This is a genomic window from Ligilactobacillus ubinensis, from assembly GCF_024160875.1.
Taxonomy (GTDB): domain Bacteria; phylum Bacillota; class Bacilli; order Lactobacillales; family Lactobacillaceae; genus Ligilactobacillus; species Ligilactobacillus ubinensis.
Window position 1 is genome coordinate 15,729 of sequence record NZ_JAIULA010000026.1, and the last position, 22,014, is coordinate 37,742.

The window sequence follows — 22,014 nt, forward strand, 5'->3', positions numbered from 1 at the left end:
CCAGATTATCTACTCTGCTAAAGTTTTCTAACGAGGTATGTCCTTTTTTAAACTAAACTACATCTTTAACCATAATAAGCTTAGGACAATACCACTTGAAAGACTACACAATGTTATGAGCAAACCAGACCAAGGGTTGCCGACGTGAGAGTAAAAATTATAACCTGCAAATATACAGAAAATAAAACTGGCAATAATTAGTAGTAAGTAAATAGTTTTAATAGGTGCAAGGAAAACTAGCAAGTACAAAGCTATAAGTAAAATGAGAATATTTGCATTTTTATACCAAAGACGAGAACCAAAGATACTCCTGAAATAAGAAAAGCTACGATTCCGAGGAGAACTAACCAATTTAAAAGCTACAAGTATTAACCAAAAAGCAAATAAACCAATTCCAATGTATATAAGCATAAAAACAAATCACTTTCTTTTAAATTAATTTTTGGAAAAGAGTTGTGTCAAACTTTGCATAAACTCTGCTAAAAATTTCTGTGTATTTACATTAACTGCAACTTTGGTATGGGTTGCAGGTAGATTAATGCGAGTTTCATCACCAATTGTTCTGCCAGCAAAAGGAGCCTTAGTGTCAACTTTCATATTTAAGTCTAATGTAGATACTAAACTAGGTTCGACAGCAACAGCGACGGCCAAAGGATCATGAAGTGCGCATCCACCAAGGTGAGGACTAGTTACTTTATATGCTTCAATGTAATAATCAACGATATCTGCATATTTTTCACCGGCTGTTGTTGCTAATGCACGCCATGTACTTGTTTCGTTTGTCGTTAATAGTGTTCTGGTTGTAACATCTAAGCCAACCATAGTTAAGTTAAGGTTGCTTCTGAAAACTTGATTAGCTGCAATAGGATCTTGATTAATATTAGCTTCAGTTACGGGGGTAACATTGCCAGGAACCGTTAAAGCACCACCCATAAGAGTAACGTTACCAATTAAATCAACAATACTAGGATCTTTGTTAATGGCAGCAGCAAGATTAGTTAATGGGCCAGTTGGAACAATGATTAAGTCTTTTTTATAAGTGTGTGCTGATTCAATTAGAAAATCAACGCCATTCATTTTTTCTACAGGACGACTTGCTTTTTTCAAGGCGACTTCACCAACCCCATTGACGCCATGGATTTGAGCACTGATAGGCATTACTTCAAAATGGGATGTTGTAGATGAATGTGATAATCCAGTAAATACAGGTACTTCTTTATGCCCTAATAGCTCTAAAAGGTTCAGACTGTTTTGTGCGGCTCGTTCAACTAAGACATTACCATATGAGCTGACGATACCGATTAATTCACTTTCTGGGGTTGCTAAAGCATAGGCAATGGCAAGTGCATCGTCTATTCCTGTATCTAAATCCAAAATCATTTTATATTTAGACATACTAATGCTCCTTTGCTAATTATTAACCTTAGTGTATCAAAAATGAAAGAAGTTGTAACGCATTTTAGAAAAATATTCAAAATTAGCTAAGATATAGCAGATAATATTGTCGAAATAAGAATAAATAGGGTATGATAAACTTGGTATATTATAAAGAATACTTTTAAGGAAGTGATACAATGGTACAGACAGATTTATTTAGCTTTTTAGATGCAGGAATAAGAAAACTTAATTTTGCTGGTGATTTTGATTTAACTTGGCAAAAAAAAGAACGTACTTTTACAATTGAGATAACTTTTTATGCTGAAAACAGTTCTCAAAGCCAAATAGCAGATGTGCAAGGTGTAGTATCGAACGAACCATTTATTACATTTGTGGATGCAATTTTATTGTTTGATGAAACACGTGAGCAATACATTGAGGAAGATGAATATTTAGTTTGCTTGCCTTTTAATGGGAAGCAAGGGTGGAGTTTAGCTCAAGGAAAAGCTTTTTTCAGTTATCTCCAAGAAATATTAGATGTAGGTCAGTCTAATTTGTTGGATTTTTTGAATGAACCAGCAGCTGATATATTTGAACTAGTATTTGATAAAGAAAAATTTGCGACACTAATTGCTCAGAATTCAGAAACTGAACGGTTAGTTTACCCTAAATTTTAGAGTGAGGTTGATATAATTTGAAATGGACTAAGCTAGTAGTACAAACAACTAACGAAGCCATAGATGCAGTAACAAATATTTTGATGGAAAATGGGGCTGAAGGAGTACAGATAGATGATAGCAATGGATTAATGAACATTGCAGTAATTACGTATTTTTCAGTCGACATAAACAGCGATGAGTTTACCTATGAGTTACAAGCAAAAATTAATAATTTAACAAAATATGGTCTTAATCCAGGCAAAGCTAAGGTGGAGTTAACGACAGTTGACGATGAAAGTTGGGATAAAGTTTGGGAAAAGTATTATCATCCAACCCGAGTGACACGATATTTGACAGTGGTTCCTAGTTGGAAGAAATATCAAACTCAAAAACCTGAACAAAAAATTATTCGGCTTAATCCAGGTAAAGCGTTTGGAACAGGAACGCATCCTACAACAAGACTAATTTTGCAAGCTTTGGAGATGGAAATCAGAGGAGAAGAAAGTGTCTATGATGTCGGCACTGGTTCAGGTGTTTTGAGTATTGCAGCACTGCTTTTAGGTGCTAAGAGAGTTCAAGCATTTGATGTTGATAGTGATGCATTAGCTTCAGCAAAACTTAATTTTGATTTGAATCCTATTGCTAAAGAAATCAAGTTAGTTGAAAATGATCTTTTAAAGGGAATAGATGCTAAAGTGGATTTAATTGTAGCTAATATCTTGCCAGAGTTTCTGATACCATTAACACCACAAGCATTTAATTGTTTATCAGCAGGTGGTAAATATATTGTATCAGGGATAATTAGTGATCAAAAGAATACGATGATAGCATGCTTGCATAAAAATGGTTTTGAAATTGATGAAATTTTAAATATTAAAGATTGGTATGCAATTAGTGCACATGTACCGACTGCATAATTTCAAAGAATAGGTGAGGTATATGCAACGATATTTTCTGACAACACCATTAGCAGCTGCGGAACTGATTTTGCCAGTTGAGATGTATAAGCATGCGATAACAGTGTTGCGAATGAAGATTGGAACAACTTTTGAAGTAGTGACACCAGATGAAGTAATACACTGTATGAAGCTTGTAGCCATAAAAAATAAACAGGCGATTGCAGTTGAAGTAAAAAATTATAAAAATAATGTTGAACTACCAGTTGATGCAACAATAATATGTGGCTTGCCCAAAGGAGATAAGGCAGATTTTATTGTTCAAAAAGGAACAGAGTTAGGAGCTAAACACTTTATATTCTTTGAAAGTGATTATTCAATTGCCAAATGGGATAAAAAAAAGGTTGCAAAGAAGTTAACGCGCTTATCTAAGATTGCTCAAGGAGCAGCTGAACAATCACATCGCTTGGTTATTCCTACTGTTGAATATTTAGAAGACTTAGCCCAATTAATTGTTCCCAATGCAACAACTTGTATAACTGCGTACGAAGAAGAGGCAAAAAAAGGTGAAGCTTCAAAGTTTTCAAAATTGGTAACAAATTTAAAAAGCAAAGATAAAGAAAACATCTTTGCCGTTTTTGGACCTGAGGGTGGAATTTCAAAACAAGAAATTAAAATATTAGTTGATAAGGGATTTATTGCGGTTGGATTAGGTCCACGAATTATGCGTGCAGAAACAGCACCGCTGTATTTTTTAGCGGCATTATCCTTTGGGCTAGAATTAGCGTGAAAATTAGAGTAAAATAAATATAATAATTTCTTTAAAGTGAGGATTAATTAAATATATGCAAAATCAAATAAGACAAATTTTTTCATTACGGACACTTTGGTATTTGGCGTTTGCAGCAACATTTTCTTTTCTGATACCAATTATTTATGAAAGTATGAATGCTACAGATGTCACAGAAATAGAATTCATTTTATTTGGATTTAATGCTTTATTTGCTGTAATAGTTGGATTGGCAGCAGGGAAATTGAATCATAGTATAATCTTCGTTCTATTTTTCCCAGTAATGTTTGCACTAACATATAGCTTGTTTTTTGATAGCTATGTACATTATTTTACGTATGTATATTTAATTTTAACATTACTAGCGTATGGAGTAACTAAGGACTAGATTTAGCAAAATAATATTTTCATTATTAAATTAAATGGAAAGCTGGTATGAATGGTAGCGCGAAGCGTAGTGTATAGATGCGAAATAGTGCTCATTTTCCAGCTTCCTTTGTTATATAGAGACATTATTACAGGTTATAGGGGTGAAACATATATGGAAAAAGAAGTAATTTGGACAGCAGATGATGTTATCAAGATGTGCAAAGAATATATGAATGAAGAACACGTTAAATTTGTGCAAAAGGCATATGATTTTGCGGCATATGTTCATAAGGAACAAAGTAGGCAATCAGGAGAACCATATATTATTCATCCGATTCAAGTTGCAGGGATTTTAGCAGATTTAAAAATGGATCCTGCAACGGTAAGCGCAGGTTTTTTGCATGATGTTGTTGAAGATACAAAAGTAACGTTAGGTGATGTAGATGAACTTTTTGGCAAAGAAGTTGAAGTTATTGTTGACGGTGTAACCAAACTTAGCAAAATTCGGTATAAATCACATCAAGAGCAGTTGGCGGAGAATCATCGGAAGTTGCTATTAGCAATGTCGAAGGATTTACGTGTTATTATTGTAAAATTAGCAGATAGATTACATAATATGCGAACGCTTAGCCATTTACGCCCTGATAAACAAAGACGGATTGCTAATGAAACTTTGGAAATATATGCACCGTTAGCGGAAAGACTAGGTATTAGTACGGTAAAATGGGAACTAGAGGATGCATCGTTACGTTATTTAAATCCACAACAGTATTATCGAATTGCACATCTTATGAATTCACGTCGTGAAGAAAGAGTTCAATATATTGATGAGGTGATTGTAGAAATAAAGAGTGCTATCAAAGATTTAGATATAGATTGTAGTATCTATGGACGACCAAAACATATTTATTCGATTTATCATAAAATGCGTGACTTGCATAAACAATTCAGTGAAATATATGATTTATTAGCTGTAAGAGTGATTACTAGATCAATTAAGGATTGTTATGCGGTCTTGGGTGCAATTCATACTCGTTGGACACCAATGCCAGGCAGATTTAAAGATTATATTGCAATGCCCAAAGCAAATATGTATCAATCATTACATACAACTGTGATTGGACCTAAAGGAAAACCATTTGAAGTCCAGATAAGAACAGAAGAAATGCATCGTGTTGCTGAATATGGTATTGCTGCTCATTGGGCATATAAAGAAGGGAAAACAGACGTTGTTGATAGAACATCGACGGGAGACAAGTTAAACCTTTTAAAAGAAATTATTGAGTTTCAAAAAGAAGCAACAGATGCAAATGACTTTATGACAAGTGTTAAAGGTGACTTGTTTGGTGATCGAGTTTATGTTTTTACGCCTAAGGGGGATGTTTTTGAATTACCTAAGGGTGCGGGACCTTTAGATATGGCATACACCATTCATACAGAAATTGGAAATCACACGAGTGGCGCTAAAGTCAATGGCAAAATAGTGCCACTAGATTATCAAGTTAAAAATGGTGATATTGTTGAAATCATGACATCACAAAATTCGGCAGGACCTAGTCGTGATTGGCTTGATTTAGTGCATACAAACAAAGCGCATAATAAAATAAAACGTTTTTTCAAGTTGCGTGATCGAGAGGAAAATATTATTCACGGGCGAGAAGTTTTAAGTACAGCACTTGAGGAGGCTGGATTTAAAGTAAATGAAATTTTGACTCCTGATAATTTAAAACGAGCTTATGAGAAAAAACATTTGACAACAGCTGATGATTTATATGCTGCAATTGGTTTTGGAGAAATGCAAACAGCTGGTATTATTAATACATTAACTGAGAAAATTAGAACACAACAAGAAATTGAACGTAAAAAAGAACAACAACGTGTCTTGTTAGAAGAGCACCAAGAATTAGAGAGCAGTTCTCCAGCGGTTAATGAGAAAAAAAAGGCCGAAGAAGGCGTTTTAATTGAAGGCATTGATAATATGTTGGTTCGTTTGAGTCATTGTTGTAGTCCGATTCCTGGGGATAAAATTGTTGGATATATAACAAAAGGAAGAGGTGTTTCAGTTCATCGAGTGGATTGCCCTAACATTCGTAGCGCAGAAAATAATGGGACAAGACTAATTGATGTAACTTGGAATGTTATTCCAGATAATCGTAAGTATTATGATGCAGATTTAGAGATTCAAGGTTACAATCGTTCAGGCTTATTAAATGATATTTTACAATCAATTAATAACACTACCAGAAATCTAAATTCTATTAATGGTCGCGTTGATCATAATAAAATGGCAGTTATTACAGCTACAGTAGGAATAAGAGATTTAGAACATTTAGATCGTGTTATGAATAGTATAAAGAATATCCAAGATGTTTATCTGGTTAAACGAACTATTCATTAATTTTGAGAGAGAGGAATGTTTGATGCGAGTTGTTTTACAAAGAGTTAATGATGCTAGTGTGTCAGTAAAAGGACAAATTATTGGTAAAATCAATCACGGAATAGTCCTTCTAGTTGGATTTACAAAAGGTGACACAAGCGCGCAAATAGATTATTTGGTGCATAAAATTGTGAATGCACGTATTTTTGAAGATTCAGAAGGTAAAATGAATTTAAATCTAAAGCAGATCCATGGACAAATTTTATCGATTTCACAATTTACGCTGTATGCAGAAACTAGAAAAGGAAATCGACCGAGTTTTACCCAGGCACAAAAACCTGAAATGGCATTGATAAATTATGATGAATTTAATAAAAAACTCAGAGAACAGGGAGTAATAGTTGAAACTGGAAAATTTGGTGCAGATATGAAGGTACAATTAGTAAATGATGGTCCCGTTACAATTATATACGAGGAATCTGCGGTAGAAAAAAAGTAATAGAGATGAGGTGAAGAAAATGACTTTACTTTCATTAGAGTCTGCAGCAAAAAACCTATGTATAAAAACAGGTGGGTTTGTGCCGACGACTTTCGGGTTACAGGTTTTAAGAGAGAGATTGGTATTAGAACAAAAACAGTCTGTGTATTTACACCCAGTTAAATTTATAGATGAAATTGTAGAAGTACCTGAATTACCTGCAATTAAGTTAAGGATTATGTTACCGGTTGATGTAAAAAAGGACGAAAAATTACCTGTATTGCTATATATTCATGGTGGTCAATTTGTTACAGGTGATGCGATAACTTATAATAAGCTATTGCGAGAATTAACTCAAAGAGCAAGAGTATGTCTTCTTTTTCCTGAATATAGTTTGGCTCCTGAATATAAGGCACCGACGCAACTGCGTCAAATTGAAACTGTGTATGATAAATTAACAGATTTTGCAACGCGTTATCCGCTTGACTTAAAGCGAATATTGGTAACAGGTGATGATGTTGGTGGCGGGTTAGCAGTAAGCCTAGGTTTAGCGATTAAAAAAAAGCAGTTGCCTATTTATAAGATGTTGCTTTTTTACCCAGTTGTTAATGCGTATTTTGATACGCAATCATATGTAAGTTTTGCAGGTGGCTATTATTTAACTAGAGAACAGATGAAATGGTCGTATAAGCAGTATCATGGACTTATTGATATGGAAGATACTTGTATTTCACCATTGCGTGCTACCCTTGAAGACTTGCGAAACTTGCCGGAAACTTTGATTATAACTGCGGAAGCAGATGTAGTAAGAGATGAAGCAGAGTCATTAGCACGTAAAATGCGAGATGCAGGAGTTAATGTTTCACAAATTCGTTTTCAAGGGATTATTCATGATTTTGTTAGTTTACATATACTTGATAAAACAAATGCATGTAGATTAGCAATGAATATTGCTGTTGATTGGCTAAAATATGCAGAGTAATAGAATTCTAATTTAGAAATGGAGAGTAAAATGTATCAAACGTATTTTTGGGATTTTGATGGGACACTTTTTGATACTTACAAAGTAATGAAAAAAGCATTTAGTCAAGCTTTTTTGAGACAAGGTGTAAAGATAGAGACAAAAGAATGTTATTCACTGATGCGCCGTTATTCTCTAGGTTATACATACGCTCATTTTTTTACTCTGTATCCTGATATTAATGTAGATAAAGTAAAAACTGATTTTAGAAGAATTGAGGAAAGCATGTTAGCGCAGGTAATGCCTTTTGATGGAGCAATAGAGGTTTGTCAGGCTATTATAGCAAGAGGAGGGCAGAATTTTTTATTGACCCACCGAGATCAAGTTGCATGGGATTTGTTAAAGAAATTCAAGATGGAAAGTGATTTTACGGGAGGTATAACACAGAAACTTAATTTTCCACGAAAACCGGACCCAACTTCGTTAAACTATCTATGCCAGAAATATCAGATTGATAAGAAAAGTGCGGTAATGGTAGGTGACCGTGTCTTAGATGTTGAGGCAGGACATAATGCAAAAATGGCTAGTATTTTGTTTGATTATGATTGTTTAATTGAGGAAGACATTATGCCAGACAAAAGAGTAACCAAGTTACATGATATTTTAGAATAGTAAAAGCGATTAAGTTTGAGATTAATGTTAAATTATCGTGTGAGAGATAATTTAGCAGTTCATTAAACTTAATCGCTTTTATTGATTAATTATTAGAAATTAAAGTTTTGATCCGTTTAGTCGTTTGGGTATTGTTTTTCTCCATTGTTATAGGAGCATTTGCATAGTAGTGATTCCCTTTTTTTGACAAAATAAAAATATAACTCTTGCCAACTAGCGGGATACTATCATTTTTATACAAAACGTAGCTACCAGTTTTTTTATTACGGTATCCAGCTCGATAAAGTACTAAATTATTTTGGTTAGTAGCCCCCTTTAATACTTGTGTAACATAAACTTTATAAGCGGTATACATGGTATTATGATATTTAATTTGTTTAGCTGTTTGCTGTTTTACTTTAGCAATACAGATAAGTTGAGCTTGAGAAATGGCTTGACGTTGTGAAATCCTGGGTGCAGTCAAGTAAGATGTCTGTGGACGACTTTTTTTATAGAGAGAAAATCCAAGTGCCACAACAGAAAAAGTAAGGATCAGAATTAATAGGATTAACAAATATTTTTTTTTAATTTTTAACATTAAATAGCCTCCATTTATTTTTTGGCAGCAAAGTATTTGCTTAATCCGGTTACTATATCACTGGTTGCACTATTACGGTAACTAGTAGATGTAATTGAAGCAAAGTCTTGACTAGAATTAATATAACCTAGTTCAAGTAAAACAGCGGGGACAGTATTATCGCGTAAAACTAAGAAATTACCAAAGTCAGTTCCACGATTGGTTAGACCCAAAGAATTAAATTGATTACTGATATAGTATGCAAGGCTGGTTGATATTTTCTTATGATAATAGTAAGTAGTAACACCAGTTGCTTCATTTGGAGTTGGAGAAGAATCAAAATGAATACTAATAAAAGCATCGGCATGCACCTTCTTTGCTAAGGCGGGACGAGCATTGAGGGTAACATAGGTATCAGTTTTTCTGGTTAGATAAACTTTTGTTCCCTTGGCACGTAGTTTACGTGCTAATTCTTTGATATATTTTAAAGTGTATGTTTTTTCTTCTTTACCACTATTGGATAATGCACCTGAGTCATTACCACCATGTCCTGGGTCTAAGACAATTGTTGCATCACTTAGATCAGTGATTTTTTTTATTTTTTTAGTTCCAAGAGCCCAGTCAGCAACCCAACCAATCTTTCCTTGTGATGTAGCAACTTTATACCAGTGGTATTGAGTTTTCAAAACGGTTAATCGGGTACCTTTTTTAAGGGTAGCTACTTTTTTATATTCAACCCCTGGTCCTGTTTTTAGTGTTGTACTTGTAGTATGTATTTCAACCTGGTTAAAATAGCTAAAGCTTCGATAAAGAAAAACACCAATTACTAGAGCACTAAGCAAAAATAAAATAAGTTTGTTATATGAAAAACCTGTTTGTTTGGATGAATGTCGTGCTTGTCTACTATTTATTTTTTTCATTCTAAACTCCTATAAGCAATAAATTATAAGCAAGCTTGTTTTTGCGATTAAATGCAAGTAACAAAGTTTGTCTGTAAAGATAAATTGTCAACTATTAATTGCTCTAGAAACAATTATAACAAAGATTTGAATATATGCTAAATTAAAATGATAGGTTTAAATAACTTTAAAGATCAATAATTAATTTGTAAGGAATAGTAGAAGAAAGTTTGACAAGATAATTACTGAAATATTGATGGATAATTATTGAAATGAAGCTCATTTTATTATTTTGGTAAAGCCTTGCTTTCAAAGAAACACCGTGCTATTCTATTAAATAGAATATTCAAGCCGGAGAGAAAGAAAATTTACTAAGTACAATCGGTCAAGAGAGCGAACAGAAGCTGTGAAGTTCGTCCGAATTTAAGTAAATTGACACTTTTGAGGAGTATGTAAAGCATACCGTGGGAGACGTTATCTCTGATAAGTAATAAATAAAGGTGGTACCGTGCAATTGCGCCCTTGTCGATAAAAAGACAAGGGCTTTTTGTATGCTTTACAGTTTTAAATATGAAGGCTTAAGAACAAAGAATGAATAATATTTTATTTATATAGAGGAGGAGCTCCATGAAGTATCAAAAGCCCAAAGGAACAGCAGACATAATGCCTGATCAATCCAGTAAATGGCAATATGTTGAAGAAACAGCTCGGAAATTATTTGAAAAATATTGTTATCAAGAAGTTCGGACACCTATTTTTGAAAAGTTTGAGGTGTTTTCACGGACATCAGGGGAAACCTCGGATATTGTAACTAAAGAAATGTATGATTTTTATGACAAAGGCGATAGGCATATTACACTTAGACCAGAAGGAACAGCAGGCGTTGTTCGTGCCTTTGTTGAAAATAAATTGTATGGACCGGAAATTCAAAAACCCGTAAAAACATACTATATGGGACCAATGTTTCGCTATGAGCGACCACAATCTGGTAGATTACGTGAATTTCACCAAATTGGGGTTGAAGCCTTTGGAGTAGATAATCCTGCATTAGATGTTGAAGTTATGGCAATGGCAATTAATTTATTGAAGCAATTTGGTTTAACCAGTTTAAAGCTAGCAGTAAATACATTAGGAGATGATGAGTCTCGTCAAGCTTATCGTCAAGCTTTAGTTGATTATTTAACACCATTTGAAAACGAGTTGTCTGATGATTCAAAAGAACGTTTGAAAAAAAATCCCTTGCGTATTTTAGATAGCAAAGATAGTAATGATCAAAAAATTGTGGAAAAAGCACCTTCAATATTAGACTATTTAACACCACAAGCACATGCTAGGTTTGAAACAATAAAAGAGTTATTGTCTGTTTTAGATATTGATTATGTAGTTGATAGCAATATGGTTAGAGGTCTTGATTATTATAATCACACAATTTTTGAAATAATGAGTGCAGATGATGCTTTTGGTGGAAAATGGACTACAATATGTGCAGGTGGGCGCTATAATAAACTTGTAAAAGAACTAGGTGGACCTGAAACGCCAGGAATTGGTTTTGGATTAGGAGTGGAAAGATTACTCTTGGTTATCGAGAACCAAAGCTTGCCAATCGCAAAGAAACTGGATGTGTATGTTGTTGGTATTGGTGAGCAAACAAGCACAGAAAGTCTTAAACTAGTGCAGACTTTACGCAACCAAGGTTTTGTAGCAGAACGAGACTATTTAGATCGAAAGCCCAAAGGTCAGTTTAAGACGGCAAGTAAATTAGCTGCTCAATATACACTGACGATTGGCGAAAGTGAATTAGTAGAAAAAACAGCTAATTTAAAAAATATGCAAACAGGTACTGAAAAAAAAGTAACATTAGCAGATGTATATCAAGATTTTGCATTACTTATAAATTCGATAACAGAGGAGTAGGAAACATGGAACGAACAACTTATTGTGGTTTAGTAAATGAAAGCTATCTTGAAAAAGAAGTAGTTTTAAAAGGTTGGGTTCAAAAACGTAGAGATTTGGGTAATTTAATTTTTATTGATTTACGCGATCGAGAAGGAATTGTGCAACTTGTATTTAGTCAAGAGATTGGTGAACAAGCATTACATGTGGCTGAAGAGTTACGAACAGAATTTGTCGTTGAAATAAAAGGTAAAGTTCGATCTCGAAAAGACGATGCGATAAATCCAAAGATGAAAACGGGTAAAGTTGAAGTTGAAGTTCATGAAATTAATGTATTAAATAAAGCAAAAACAACACCTTTTTATATTGAAGATGATATTAATGTGTCAGATGATTTGCGTTTGAAATATCGATATTTAGATTTACGTCGTCCTGAAATGCAAAATGCCTTAATTATTAGAAGTAAAATTACTCAAGCTGTACATCGTTATTTAGATGATAATAAATTCATTAATATAGAAACTCCATACTTAACTCGTTCAACTCCAGAAGGAGCACGTGATTATTTGGTTCCTTCACGTGTCTATCCAGGACATTTCTATGCATTACCACAATCTCCGCAGTTATTTAAACAATTATTAATGGGGGCAGGCTTTGATCGTTACTATCAAGTTGCAAGATGTTTCCGTGATGAAGATTTAAGGGGTGATCGCCAGCCTGAATTTACGCAAATAGATTTAGAAGTTTCTTTTATGACAGCTAAAGAGATTCAAACAATGACAGAAGGATTGTTAAAAGCCGTAATGAAAATGGCTTTAAATGTTGAAATTAAGACACCAATTAAGCGAATAACTTGGAATGAAGCAATGGATCGTTTTGGCTCAGATAAACCCGATATTCGTTTTGGAATGGAATTGAAAGATATGGCAGCAGCTGTCGCAAAGATGGGCTTTAAAGTTTTCGATCAAACTTTAGAAAATGGTGGTCAAGTTAAGGCTATCGTTGTTCCAGGTGGAACTGAAAAATATTCACGTAAGCAAATTGAAGCAAAACAGGAATATATTAAACGCTTTGGAGCTAAGGGTTTGGCATGGGTTAAAGTTACGTCTGAAGGTTTTAGTGGCCCGATTGCTAAGTTCTTTGATGAAGAACATGTAACAACAGTTAAAGAAATAGCAGGAGCTAAAGTTGGGGATTTAATTTTGTTTGTTGCTGATACACGTAAGGTGGTAGCTGATTCATTAGGTTATTTGCGTGTTGCTTTTGCTAAAGAATTAAATATAATCGATGAAAATGAATTTGCTTTTGTGTGGGTTGTTGATTGGCCATTATTTGAATATAGCGAAGAATTCCATCGGTATATTGCAGCTCATCACCCATTTACAATGCCAAATGAAGAAGATGTTGAATTACTTGAAACTGAACCGCATAAAGCACATGCACAAAGTTATGATATTGTGTTGAATGGTTATGAGCTGGGTGGAGGCTCAATCCGTATTCACCAAAGAGATATTCAAGAAAAAATGTTTAAAGCATTAGGGTTTACTAAAGAAAGTGCTGAAAAACAGTTTGGTTGGTTCATGGATGCCCTTGATTTTGGTTTCCCACCACATGGTGGATTAGCATTGGGATTAGATCGTTTTGCAATGTTATTAGCTAAGAAAGATAATATTCGTGAAGTAATCGCATTCCCTAAAAATTCAAAGGCTTCTGAACCACTTACAAATGCACCATCTAAAGTTGCAACTAAGCAATTAGATGAGTTAGGTTTAGAGATAGAAGAAACAAACTAATGTAGCTGTAGAAGAAAAAAGATAAATAAACCAACGGAATAATGAAAAGTTAAGTGTTTCATTGTTTTCTGTTGGTTTATTTATTATCAGAAGATATACAAGACAATGAAAAAAGAATATTGTATAATGTGGTATACAAGTGGAGATAAGGGGGAATTACGATGAGTAATCGGGAAGAAACAGCAGTTTTTGCAGGTGGATGTTTTTGGTGTATGGTTCAACCATTCGATGAAAAACCAGGAATTATATCTGTACGCTCTGGTTATACGGGCGGACATGTTCCTAATCCAACTTATGAGCAAGTTTGTTCACATACAACAGGGCATACAGAAGCAGTTAAAATCGTTTTTAATCCAGCAGTTATTTCGTATGCTGAGCTAGTTCAAATATATTGGCATCAAACTGATCCAACTGATGCCATGGGTCAATTTCAAGATAGAGGAGATAATTATCGACCAGTAATTTTTGTTAATGGACCAGAGCAAAGAAAAATAGCAGAAGAATCTAAGCGGAAATTAGAAAAAAGCGGTGAATTTAATCAACCAATAGTGACCTCAATTGAAGATATAGCACCCTTTTATGAAGCTGAAGAGTATCATCAGGAATTTTATAAAAAAGATTCTGCACGTTATGAAATGGAAGAAAATCAAGGACGTAATCAGTTTAAAAAGAAGCACTGGGAGAAATAATAATGAATGAACTACAAAAAATATGGAAACGTCATATTTATGTAATGCGTGCGTCAACAGCTTTTATTTATGGTATATTAGTGTCGATTGCAATGAATTTTTTTTGGACGCCAGGTCACATATATTCATCAGGAATAACGGGGCTAGCTCAGTTGATTACAACATTAACTAAACACACTATTTTTCCAATGAGTACAGCTGCAATGCTAATTATTTTAAATGTACCTTTGTTTATTGTAGCGTGGTTTCAGATAAGTCATCGATTTACTATTTTTACAATTATGGCTGTTTTTAGTTCAAGTATAATGATTAAGTTATTAACACCACTTACATTAACAACTGATCCGATTATTTGTGCAATTTTTGGTGCAGCAATCAATGGTTTTGGCACAGGGTTAGCGTTAAAAAACGGAATTTCAACCGGTGGATTGGATATTTTAGGGTTAACCTTAAGAAAAAGGACGGGAAAAAGTATTGGTACAATAAATATTACTTTTAACTTTTTTATTGTTCTTGCAGCTGGCCTTGTTTATGGCTGGCCGTATGCTTTTTATTCCGCATTAGGTCTGTTGGTTAATGCAAAAGTTATGGATATGGTATATACACGTCAACAAAAGATGCAAGTGATGATTGTGACAACTAAACCTAAAAGTGTTATTGACTGTGTTCAAAATCATATTAATCATGGAATTACAATTATCCATGGTGCGGAGGGTGCATATATGCATGTTGAAAAAACAGTTTTATTTACTGTTATCTCACGCTATGAATTAGCAGAGTTGCGTGCAGCAATGCGTGAATCTGATCCAAAAGCATTTGTAAGTATTTCAGATAATGTGCATATTATGGGACATTTTGAAGAACCATCAATTTAAGGTGATTACAGTGAAGAAAACAATATATTTAATTATAATAAGCATCATGAGTCGCTTTTTTCAAATACAAAATCCTAAAAAAACGGTTTATTTGATGAGCTTTGGCAATAATTTAGAGTTTATTAAAGAATTAGCCAAACGAGATAAGGATTTATTAGTTTTGTATCGTTCGAGTTGTAGTAGTGCCGCTATCTTATTAAAAGAGGCAGGAATAAAAACAATCGTATTTAATGATGATTTTAATTTTGCATTTAAAACCTTACAATATGTTATGAGTGCACGTTTGCTTTTTTGTGATAACTATTATGCTTTTCTAGCAGGATGTAAGTTCAATCATCATCGGACAAAGGTAATACAGGTTTGGCATGCAAATGGTGCAATAAAGGCTTTTGGATGGCAAGAGCCACGAACAATGACACGTTCAGTCAGTGACAAGAAACGTTTTCAAAAAGTTTATAATCAATTTGATGAATATATAGTTGCTTCAAAGACAATGGGAAGTATTTTTTCTAATAGCTATCATGTTGCTGAGAATAAAATGAAAGTTTTAGGCTATCCAAGATCAGATAGATTATTCAATGCTGATTGGCAAGTTAAAACAACTGCACAGATTATGGAAAAATATCCAATATTCGAAGAAAAAGAAGTAATCTTATATGCACCTACCTATAGAGAAGATGAGTTTGGAGAGGCTGATTTACAGTTACCAAAGGATTTTATCGACTTTGCAAAGACGTTATCTTCAAAGCAATATTTAATTATTAAATTACATCCGCATCTTAGAAATATGGAAAAAATATTAAAAAAGAAAATCAATGTACCGCAAATAGTCTGGGTGGATGATTTTTCGACGGAAGATTTATTATTGATAACAAATCGATTAATTACAGATTACTCATCAGTTGCATTTGACTATACGTTGTTGAAAAATGCAGGTCAAATCATTTTTTATTGTTTTGATTTAGATAAGTACGCTCAGCATGAAGGGCTTCAGTCAGATTGGATAGAGTATTTACCTGGTCCACTTGTTAAGACAGTTCCAGATTTATCTAAGTATATCCAAGAAGAAATCCAGACAAGGACTTTCAAAGACTTTAACAACAAATGGAATAGTAAAAATGATGGTCATGCAACGAAGCGTGTTTTAGATAATTATTTTAAGAATAAATAATATTATTATAGACATATGTCTCAAAATTTAACAAAAAATATTTAAATTTAATGATAGATATTGTATAATTAAACTGTGGAGGTTAACTAGTATATATTATATTCTCTCGTAAACGCAACCTGGTTCTTAGGTGCCTCCGTATACTTATAATGGTCCCCCACATTGCATCAGAAAGCACTCTCCTCTAGGCTTTCTGATGCAATTTTAAAACCGATATAAAGCATGTTATAAGCTCTTTTAATAAATATATGCTACAATAATGATGTAAATATAGCTGAGAGGATGATTTGATGTTACTTGGTTCACATGTTGGTATGAAGGGAAAAGATATGCTTTTAGGTGCTGCCAAAGAGGCGTATAGTTATAAGTCAACAACATTTATGATTTATACTGGTGCTCCTCAAAATACACGTAGAAAAGCTATTTCCGAAATGAATATAGAAGCGGGCCATAAATTTATGGCAGAGCATAATCTTACTAATATTGTCGTACACGCTCCCTATATTATAAATTTAGGTAACACACTTAAACCTGATAAATTTAGTTTTGCAGTTGATTTTTTACGTGCTGAGATTGAGCGGGCAGAGGCATTGGGCGCAACACAAATGACATTACATCCAGGAGCTCATGTTGGAGCAGGGGATAAAGCTGCTTTAGCAAATATTGCTAAAGGATTAAATGAAGTGCTTACTCCAGAACAACATATAAAAATTGCATTAGAGACAATGGCAGGAAAAGGAACTGAGGTAGGGCGGACTTTTGAACAATTGGCAGAGATAATTGATGGTGTAAATTTGAATGAAAAACTATCAGTGACTTTAGATACTTGCCATACAAATGATCAAGGTTATGATATTAAAAATAATTTCGATGGTGTCTTAAATGAATTTGATCACATCCTTGGCTTAGAAAGATTGCAAGTAATTCATCTCAATGATTCTCAAAATCCACAAGGAAGTCATAAAGATAGGCATGCTAATATAGGCTTTGGAACAATTGGTTTTGATACGTTGAATTACATAGCCCATCATCCACAATTAGCCAAAATTTCAAAAATCATGGAAACGCCGTATGTTGGTCCAGATAAAAAAGATAGATACGCACCATATGCTTACGAGATTGAAATGTTAACCAAGCAGAAATTTGATGAAACATTACTAGAAAAAATCTATACTAATAAAGGTGTTTTAGTATAAAAAAGATCAGATTGACAATTAAAATTGTCAATCTGATCTTTTTTTAAGGAGTTAAACCACTGACACTACTAGAAGACTGTGAAGAATTACTTGATGAGCTTGAAGAATCTGATGTACTAGTAGAAGCTGAACTATTTATAGAAGAACTTGATGTATCTGAGGAGACTGATGAACTAGAAGAAGAACTATTTGAAGAACTTGATGTGCTTGTAACCGATGTTGAAGAAGAATTTAAGATATCATCGTCATCACTATCATCATCATCGGAAAGATAAAGATATTGAATACCGTCTATTATTTTAATTTTAACGTTATCAGGCCTTATCCAATCTTCATTTGTTAATCCAGTTGAGATATAACTCATTAAATATTTGTAAAATAATTGTGGTAACTTACTATCAGATGTAGTTAGATAATGACCAGCTTGATAAGGTTGATCATAACCCATCCAAACAGATATTGAATAGTTGCGTGTATAACCGTTAAACCAAGAATCCATAATTGCATTAGAAGGAAATCCGGTTGTTATGTCACTAGGATATGCATTGGTTCCTGTTTTTCCGGCTTGATATAGGCCACTAATAGCAGCAGATTGGCCAGTTCCATTAGAACTTGAAATAACCTTTTTTAACATATCTGTAACCATGTAAGCAGTAGATTTTTTCATAACACGTGTTTTTTTGCTTGAAAATGATCTTGTTTCCCCATCAGGCATTTTAATGCTAGTAATATATGTTGGTGATTGATATATCCCGTTATTTGCAAAAGCACCATAGGCAGCCGCATTTTGTAAAGTAGAAGAGGGAAGTCCAATTCCATTTTGAAGTTCTAATGTCTTTTTATATTTAAATCCCATTTGACTAATAAAGTTTTGTGCGCGCGTGATACCAACAGCACTTAGTGCTCTAATCGCTGGAATATTACGTGATTGAATTAGAGCTGATTGCATGGTTATTTTACCTAGATATTGATTATCAAAGTCATGTAGTTCTTTAGTTGTTCCAGCATATGTGTATTTAGAATCATCCAAAGTATAGTAGGTAGGCCATCCAAGATATTCAATAGCTGGACCATAATCAAGCAGTGGTTTTGCAGTTGAAGCATTTGTTCGAGATGTTTGAACAGCACGGTTTAGACCAAATGTAACATTAGTTGTTTTACGAGCACCTATCATACCAACTATTGCACCATTGTTAGGATTTATTACAGTAGCGGCCACTTGCAGTTGATCGTTAGGATAAGACAAAGTATTTGAATTTGCAAGTTCATACAATTTTTGTTGAACATTCATATCTAAATTTGTATAGACTTTAAGATTGTTTTGGTAGGGATCATAGCCTTTTACTTTTAACTCGCTCAAGACTTGTTTTAAATATGCATCAGCCCAAACAGCTTTTTCAGTTGACTGTGTATTTTGATGTTGATTCTTAGGTATTAAACCATTTGATATACTTTCAGATTTGGCAGCTTGATATTGAGCAAATGAAATTTTTTTATTATTAAACATGGCAAGCAAAACGGTATTTCTACGGCTAGTGGCTTCTTGCGAATTACTATATGGGTTGTAATTACTAGGTGCATTTGGAATGCCTGCAAGAGTTGCGGTTTGGGCTAAGTCTAATTGCTTTAAAGACTTTCCATAATAATATTTAGCAGCAGTTCGCATACCATAAATTCCATTGCCCATAAAAACTTTGTTTGCATACATTGTTAAAATTTTATTTTTACTATATTTCTTATCGAGCTGAACGGCTAGCCATGCTTCTTGGGCTTTTCTTTTTAGTGTCTGATCTGATTTTTTTGTTGAAAAGTAAGACAGTTTTATTAGTTGTTGATCTATCGTACTGCCACCTTGAAGACTAGTTGCACCATTTTTTAAGTCTGCTATAGCAGCTCCTAAAATTCTAATCGGATCGACTCCATGATGTTGATAGAAACGCTTGTCTTCAATAGAAGTTATGGCGTTTTTCAAAGTTTGTGGCACATCGGTTGCTTTTAACGTGGAACGTTGTTGAGTTCCTAAAGAAAGAATTTTATTACCACTAGAATCATAGATTGTTGTTGTACCAGAGGATTCTAGATAGTTAATATCCAAGGAAGGTGCTTCTTTTGCATAAAAACAGAAAAGAGTTATTCCAGATGCAATTCCCATAATTAATAAAAAAAGGAGTGTAAGAAAAAAACGTTTGACATGTGTAGCAAATGTAACAGGCTTTTTAATTCGTTTTCTTCTTTTTTTTTGCTGATTTTTAGTAATTTCTTTACGAGAAGGGTGACGAGAATTTTTAATATTTTTTGTTTCTCTAGGACGTGAAGAATGGCGTTGTCCCTCTCGTGATTTCTGGTTACTCATGGTATAGACTCCTAACTCCTAATTTTAAATCAATATATACATTAACATAGTTAAAGTAAAATAAAAAGTTTGTTTCTTATAAACATAGTTCAAAAGTTAATTAAATCAAATGATTTTAATTAACTAAGAAAGAAGAAAGTGGGTTTCCTTTAAAAAAAATTTTTTTAACCGATAAATAAAGGTAGATGGATATTGGGAGGAATTTTGAATGGACTTTATGGTGCTAGTTGGTGTACTTATGGGAATGGTTGCTGTTTTAGGCGGCATGGTCATAAAAGGAGCCAATTTAGGAGTTTTTGTTAACCCTGAAGCGTTATTAATTATTTTTGTGGGAATGATAGCCGCTGTTATTAATTCATACCCTTTAAAAGATATCAAGCGGATACCTAACTTGTTTAAAGTTTTATTTTCAGTACAAGAGCATAACCCAGCTGGAACAATAGATAAAATCGTTGAAATGTCAAATATAGCAAGAAGAGAAGGTTTACTTGCTTTAGAAGAGCCAGTACAACAAATTGATAATGAATTTCTAAAAAAAGGTTTGGAAATGGTTGTTGATGGAATTGATGCAGATTTAATTGAAGAAATTATGGTTACAGAGATTGATGCAACTGAAGAAAGACACCGCTCAGGTGCTGCAATTTTTAAAACAGCTGGGACAACATCACCAACACTTGGGGTATTAGGTGCGGTTATTGGATTAATTGGAGCATTGGGTGATTTAAGTGATGTAGATAAACTTGGTGAATCAATATCATCAGCTTTTGTGGCAACGTTATTAGGTATATTTTTTGGATATGTAATAATGATTCCATTTAGTTCAAGATTGACACGTAAGTCAGAAGCTGAACTAGAGGTTATGAATATTATTTTGGAAGGTGTATTGTATATTCAAGCTGGACAATCACCTAAAACAATTGAACAAAAATTATATAGTAAATTAGAACCAAATCTTCGCCCTAAAAAAGAAGAGTAGAGGTGTTGGCTAGATGAAAAGGAGAAAAAAGAAACCTGAAGAAGAAGTTGGTGAAGGCTGGCTATTACCGTATTCAGATATGATGACTTTACTTCTGGCACTTTTTATAGTTTTATTTTCAATTGCGAAGGTAGATTCTACAAAACTAAAGGAAGTGTCATCTGTGTTTAGTGAAATATTATCAAGTAAAGGTGGAAGCTCTATTAGCAACTCTGATACAACGATTGATAATGTTATAGACTTGGGTACTACTCCTAAAAAAGGAAATGGATCCTCTGCAACATCTTCAACATCATCAAGTAGTGTAGTTACTATTCAAGAAGCGCAATCACAAGAATCGCAGGTTAAAACGCAAATGAGTCAGACTGAAACATTCAATCAGGTTACACAAGATGTTCAACAAGAAATGGAGAATGCAGGAATTAGTGGCAATTCTAGTGCTAAACTAAAATCAGATGGATTACATATAACTTTAGATAGTAACATTTTATTTGATTCGGGAAAAGCTGACTTAAGTTCAGATGTACAAAACGAGTTAAAAACACTTGTACCTGCGTTACAAAAAATTTCAACATATCCAGTTACTATTGCTGGATATACAGATAATCAACCAATTGTTAATGTAACAACATATCCAACTAATTGGGAGTTAAGTTCAGCGAGAGCAATAGCCGTTATGCATTTTTTTGTAGAGAATGGTGCTTTTTCTGAGAAACATGTATCTATTCAAGCTTATGGTGAAAATAATCCAATTGCATCTAATAAGACAGCAACTGGACGTGCAAAAAATAGACGTGTTGAAATTATTATCCGGAAAACAAAAAGTAACTAATTAATAAAAGAGGCTGTGACATAACTAGTCTCTACACAAATAAATAGGGCGAGAAACCGAATTTGGGTTTCTCGCCCTATTTGCTTAAGATTTTGCTCTTTTAACTTGACCCCTAGCGTGACTAGTTTCAGGATGTTTAATGCCATTACAACGAGTCCGGTTTCTTTGGTGACCTTTTCGAATCCCCGTACTGAGAAACGAT

General features: G+C 33.8%; 20 protein-coding genes and 1 pseudogene. 16 read left to right on the forward strand and 5 right to left on the reverse strand.

Annotated elements, in window-relative coordinates:
* Positions 1 to 435: 435 nt before the first annotated feature.
* Complete coding sequence (locus tag LB941_RS10735; RefSeq protein ID WP_253361967.1) at positions 436 to 1,395, reverse strand: nucleoside hydrolase; 960 nt, start codon at positions 1,393 to 1,395, stop codon at positions 436 to 438.
* A 179-nt stretch (positions 1,396 to 1,574) separates the two neighbouring features.
* On the opposite strand from LB941_RS10735, the gene LB941_RS10740 reads away from it, so the two are divergent.
* From LB941_RS10740 to LB941_RS10775, 8 genes are all read left to right on the forward strand, one after another.
* Positions 1,575 to 2,054: a DUF3013 family protein gene (locus tag LB941_RS10740; protein WP_253361968.1), complete on the forward strand. Its 480-nt coding sequence runs from the start codon at positions 1,575 to 1,577 to the stop codon at positions 2,052 to 2,054.
* A gap of 17 nt (positions 2,055 to 2,071) precedes the next feature.
* Positions 2,072 to 2,953 (forward strand): 50S ribosomal protein L11 methyltransferase, encoded by an 882-nt coding sequence (gene prmA / locus LB941_RS10745; protein WP_253361969.1) that lies wholly within the window; start codon positions 2,072 to 2,074, stop codon positions 2,951 to 2,953.
* A gap of 22 nt (positions 2,954 to 2,975) precedes the next feature.
* The gene (locus tag LB941_RS10750) at positions 2,976 to 3,722 is read left to right on the forward strand and encodes a 16S rRNA (uracil(1498)-N(3))-methyltransferase (RefSeq protein ID WP_253361970.1); all 747 of its coding nucleotides are present in this window, start codon (positions 2,976 to 2,978) and stop codon (positions 3,720 to 3,722) included.
* Positions 3,723 to 3,777: 55 nt separating this feature from the next.
* Complete coding sequence (locus LB941_RS10755) at positions 3,778 to 4,110, forward strand: hypothetical protein (protein WP_253361971.1); 333 nt, start codon at positions 3,778 to 3,780, stop codon at positions 4,108 to 4,110.
* A gap of 153 nt (positions 4,111 to 4,263) precedes the next feature.
* On the forward strand, positions 4,264 to 6,489 hold the full coding sequence (locus LB941_RS10760; RefSeq protein ID WP_253361972.1) for a RelA/SpoT family protein: 2,226 nt from the start codon (positions 4,264 to 4,266) through the stop codon (positions 6,487 to 6,489).
* A 22-nt stretch (positions 6,490 to 6,511) separates the two neighbouring features.
* Positions 6,512 to 6,967, forward strand: coding sequence for a D-aminoacyl-tRNA deacylase (gene dtd, locus LB941_RS10765; RefSeq protein WP_253361973.1), 456 nt, complete (start codon positions 6,512 to 6,514; stop codon positions 6,965 to 6,967).
* Positions 6,968 to 6,986: 19 nt separating this feature from the next.
* Entirely contained in the window at positions 6,987 to 7,928 is a 942-nt protein-coding gene (locus LB941_RS10770; RefSeq protein ID WP_253361974.1) for an alpha/beta hydrolase, read from the forward strand.
* A gap of 30 nt (positions 7,929 to 7,958) precedes the next feature.
* Entirely contained in the window at positions 7,959 to 8,579 is a 621-nt protein-coding gene (locus LB941_RS10775; protein WP_253361975.1) for an HAD-IA family hydrolase, read from the forward strand.
* An 85-nt stretch (positions 8,580 to 8,664) separates the two neighbouring features.
* Here LB941_RS10775 and LB941_RS10780 read toward each other — a convergent pair whose 3' ends face one another.
* Together LB941_RS10780 and LB941_RS10785 are read right to left on the reverse strand one after the other, a co-directional pair.
* Positions 8,665 to 9,156: a hypothetical protein gene (locus LB941_RS10780; RefSeq protein ID WP_253361976.1), complete on the reverse strand. Its 492-nt coding sequence runs from the start codon at positions 9,154 to 9,156 to the stop codon at positions 8,665 to 8,667.
* 14 nt (positions 9,157 to 9,170) lie between these two features.
* The gene (locus LB941_RS10785) at positions 9,171 to 10,055 is read right to left on the reverse strand and encodes an N-acetylmuramoyl-L-alanine amidase family protein (RefSeq protein ID WP_253361977.1); all 885 of its coding nucleotides are present in this window, start codon (positions 10,053 to 10,055) and stop codon (positions 9,171 to 9,173) included.
* A 606-nt stretch (positions 10,056 to 10,661) separates the two neighbouring features.
* Between LB941_RS10785 and hisS the strand changes: the two genes are divergently transcribed.
* The 6 genes from hisS (at position 10,662) to LB941_RS10815 (ending at position 17,651) form a co-directional block, all read left to right on the forward strand.
* Positions 10,662 to 11,948, forward strand: coding sequence for a histidine--tRNA ligase (hisS, locus tag LB941_RS10790; protein WP_253361978.1), 1,287 nt, complete (start codon positions 10,662 to 10,664; stop codon positions 11,946 to 11,948).
* A 5-nt stretch (positions 11,949 to 11,953) separates the two neighbouring features.
* Positions 11,954 to 13,720, forward strand: a complete 1,767-nt coding sequence (gene aspS, locus LB941_RS10795) for an aspartate--tRNA ligase (RefSeq protein WP_253361979.1) — start codon at positions 11,954 to 11,956, stop codon at positions 13,718 to 13,720.
* 161 nt (positions 13,721 to 13,881) lie between these two features.
* Positions 13,882 to 14,409: a peptide-methionine (S)-S-oxide reductase MsrA gene (gene msrA / locus LB941_RS10800; RefSeq protein ID WP_253361980.1), complete on the forward strand. Its 528-nt coding sequence runs from the start codon at positions 13,882 to 13,884 to the stop codon at positions 14,407 to 14,409.
* A 2-nt stretch (positions 14,410 to 14,411) separates the two neighbouring features.
* A complete protein-coding gene (locus LB941_RS10805) occupies positions 14,412 to 15,284 on the forward strand; it encodes a YitT family protein (RefSeq protein WP_253361981.1) in 873 nt (290 codons plus the stop codon).
* A gap of 10 nt (positions 15,285 to 15,294) precedes the next feature.
* Positions 15,295 to 16,455 carry a CDP-glycerol glycerophosphotransferase family protein gene (locus LB941_RS10810; RefSeq protein ID WP_253361982.1) on the forward strand — a complete coding sequence of 387 codons (1,161 nt, stop codon included), beginning with the start codon at positions 15,295 to 15,297 and terminating at the stop codon, positions 16,453 to 16,455.
* Between the two features lie 290 nt (positions 16,456 to 16,745).
* Positions 16,746 to 17,651, forward strand: a complete 906-nt coding sequence (locus tag LB941_RS10815; RefSeq protein ID WP_253361983.1) for a deoxyribonuclease IV — start codon at positions 16,746 to 16,748, stop codon at positions 17,649 to 17,651.
* A 43-nt stretch (positions 17,652 to 17,694) separates the two neighbouring features.
* Here LB941_RS10815 and LB941_RS10820 read toward each other — a convergent pair whose 3' ends face one another.
* On the reverse strand, positions 17,695 to 20,004 hold the full coding sequence (locus tag LB941_RS10820; protein ID WP_253361984.1) for a transglycosylase domain-containing protein: 2,310 nt from the start codon (positions 20,002 to 20,004) through the stop codon (positions 17,695 to 17,697).
* A gap of 208 nt (positions 20,005 to 20,212) precedes the next feature.
* On the opposite strand from LB941_RS10820, the gene motA reads away from it, so the two are divergent.
* Together motA and LB941_RS10830 are read left to right on the forward strand one after the other, a co-directional pair.
* The gene (motA, locus tag LB941_RS10825) at positions 20,213 to 20,980 is read left to right on the forward strand and encodes a flagellar motor stator protein MotA (protein ID WP_253361985.1); all 768 of its coding nucleotides are present in this window, start codon (positions 20,213 to 20,215) and stop codon (positions 20,978 to 20,980) included.
* Positions 20,981 to 20,993: 13 nt separating this feature from the next.
* Positions 20,994 to 21,812 (forward strand): OmpA/MotB family protein, encoded by an 819-nt coding sequence (locus tag LB941_RS10830; protein WP_253361986.1) that lies wholly within the window; start codon positions 20,994 to 20,996, stop codon positions 21,810 to 21,812.
* On the opposite strand, the pseudogene LB941_RS10835 reads toward LB941_RS10830, so the two are convergent.
* A pseudogene (locus LB941_RS10835) lies at positions 21,809 to 22,014 on the reverse strand (IS1182 family transposase); the annotation flags it as partial. The gene LB941_RS10830 and the pseudogene LB941_RS10835 overlap by 4 nt on opposite strands.

What these genes read in the sequence shown, in the direction of transcription:
- LB941_RS10735 (WP_253361967.1), bottom strand. Translation starts at nt 1,395, where the DNA reads ATGTCTAAATATAAAATGATTTTGGATTTAGATACAGGAATAGACGAT.
- LB941_RS10740 (WP_253361968.1), top strand. Translation starts at nt 1,575, where the DNA reads ATGGTACAGACAGATTTATTTAGCTTTTTAGATGCAGGAATAAGAAAA.
- LB941_RS10750 (WP_253361970.1), top strand. Translation starts at nt 2,976, where the DNA reads ATGCAACGATATTTTCTGACAACACCATTAGCAGCTGCGGAACTGATT.
- LB941_RS10755 (WP_253361971.1), top strand. Translation starts at nt 3,778, where the DNA reads ATGCAAAATCAAATAAGACAAATTTTTTCATTACGGACACTTTGGTAT.
- LB941_RS10760 (WP_253361972.1), top strand. Translation starts at nt 4,264, where the DNA reads ATGGAAAAAGAAGTAATTTGGACAGCAGATGATGTTATCAAGATGTGC.
- dtd (WP_253361973.1), top strand. Translation starts at nt 6,512, where the DNA reads ATGCGAGTTGTTTTACAAAGAGTTAATGATGCTAGTGTGTCAGTAAAA.
- LB941_RS10770 (WP_253361974.1), top strand. Translation starts at nt 6,987, where the DNA reads ATGACTTTACTTTCATTAGAGTCTGCAGCAAAAAACCTATGTATAAAA.
- LB941_RS10775 (WP_253361975.1), top strand. Translation starts at nt 7,959, where the DNA reads ATGTATCAAACGTATTTTTGGGATTTTGATGGGACACTTTTTGATACT.
- LB941_RS10780 (WP_253361976.1), bottom strand. Translation starts at nt 9,156, where the DNA reads ATGTTAAAAATTAAAAAAAAATATTTGTTAATCCTATTAATTCTGATC.
- LB941_RS10785 (WP_253361977.1), bottom strand. Translation starts at nt 10,055, where the DNA reads ATGAAAAAAATAAATAGTAGACAAGCACGACATTCATCCAAACAAACA.
- hisS (WP_253361978.1), top strand. Translation starts at nt 10,662, where the DNA reads ATGAAGTATCAAAAGCCCAAAGGAACAGCAGACATAATGCCTGATCAA.
- aspS (WP_253361979.1), top strand. Translation starts at nt 11,954, where the DNA reads ATGGAACGAACAACTTATTGTGGTTTAGTAAATGAAAGCTATCTTGAA.
- msrA (WP_253361980.1), top strand. Translation starts at nt 13,882, where the DNA reads ATGAGTAATCGGGAAGAAACAGCAGTTTTTGCAGGTGGATGTTTTTGG.
- LB941_RS10805 (WP_253361981.1), top strand. Translation starts at nt 14,412, where the DNA reads ATGAATGAACTACAAAAAATATGGAAACGTCATATTTATGTAATGCGT.
- LB941_RS10815 (WP_253361983.1), top strand. Translation starts at nt 16,746, where the DNA reads ATGTTACTTGGTTCACATGTTGGTATGAAGGGAAAAGATATGCTTTTA.
- LB941_RS10820 (WP_253361984.1), bottom strand. Translation starts at nt 20,004, where the DNA reads ATGAGTAACCAGAAATCACGAGAGGGACAACGCCATTCTTCACGTCCT.
- motA (WP_253361985.1), top strand. Translation starts at nt 20,213, where the DNA reads ATGGACTTTATGGTGCTAGTTGGTGTACTTATGGGAATGGTTGCTGTT.
- LB941_RS10830 (WP_253361986.1), top strand. Translation starts at nt 20,994, where the DNA reads ATGAAAAGGAGAAAAAAGAAACCTGAAGAAGAAGTTGGTGAAGGCTGG.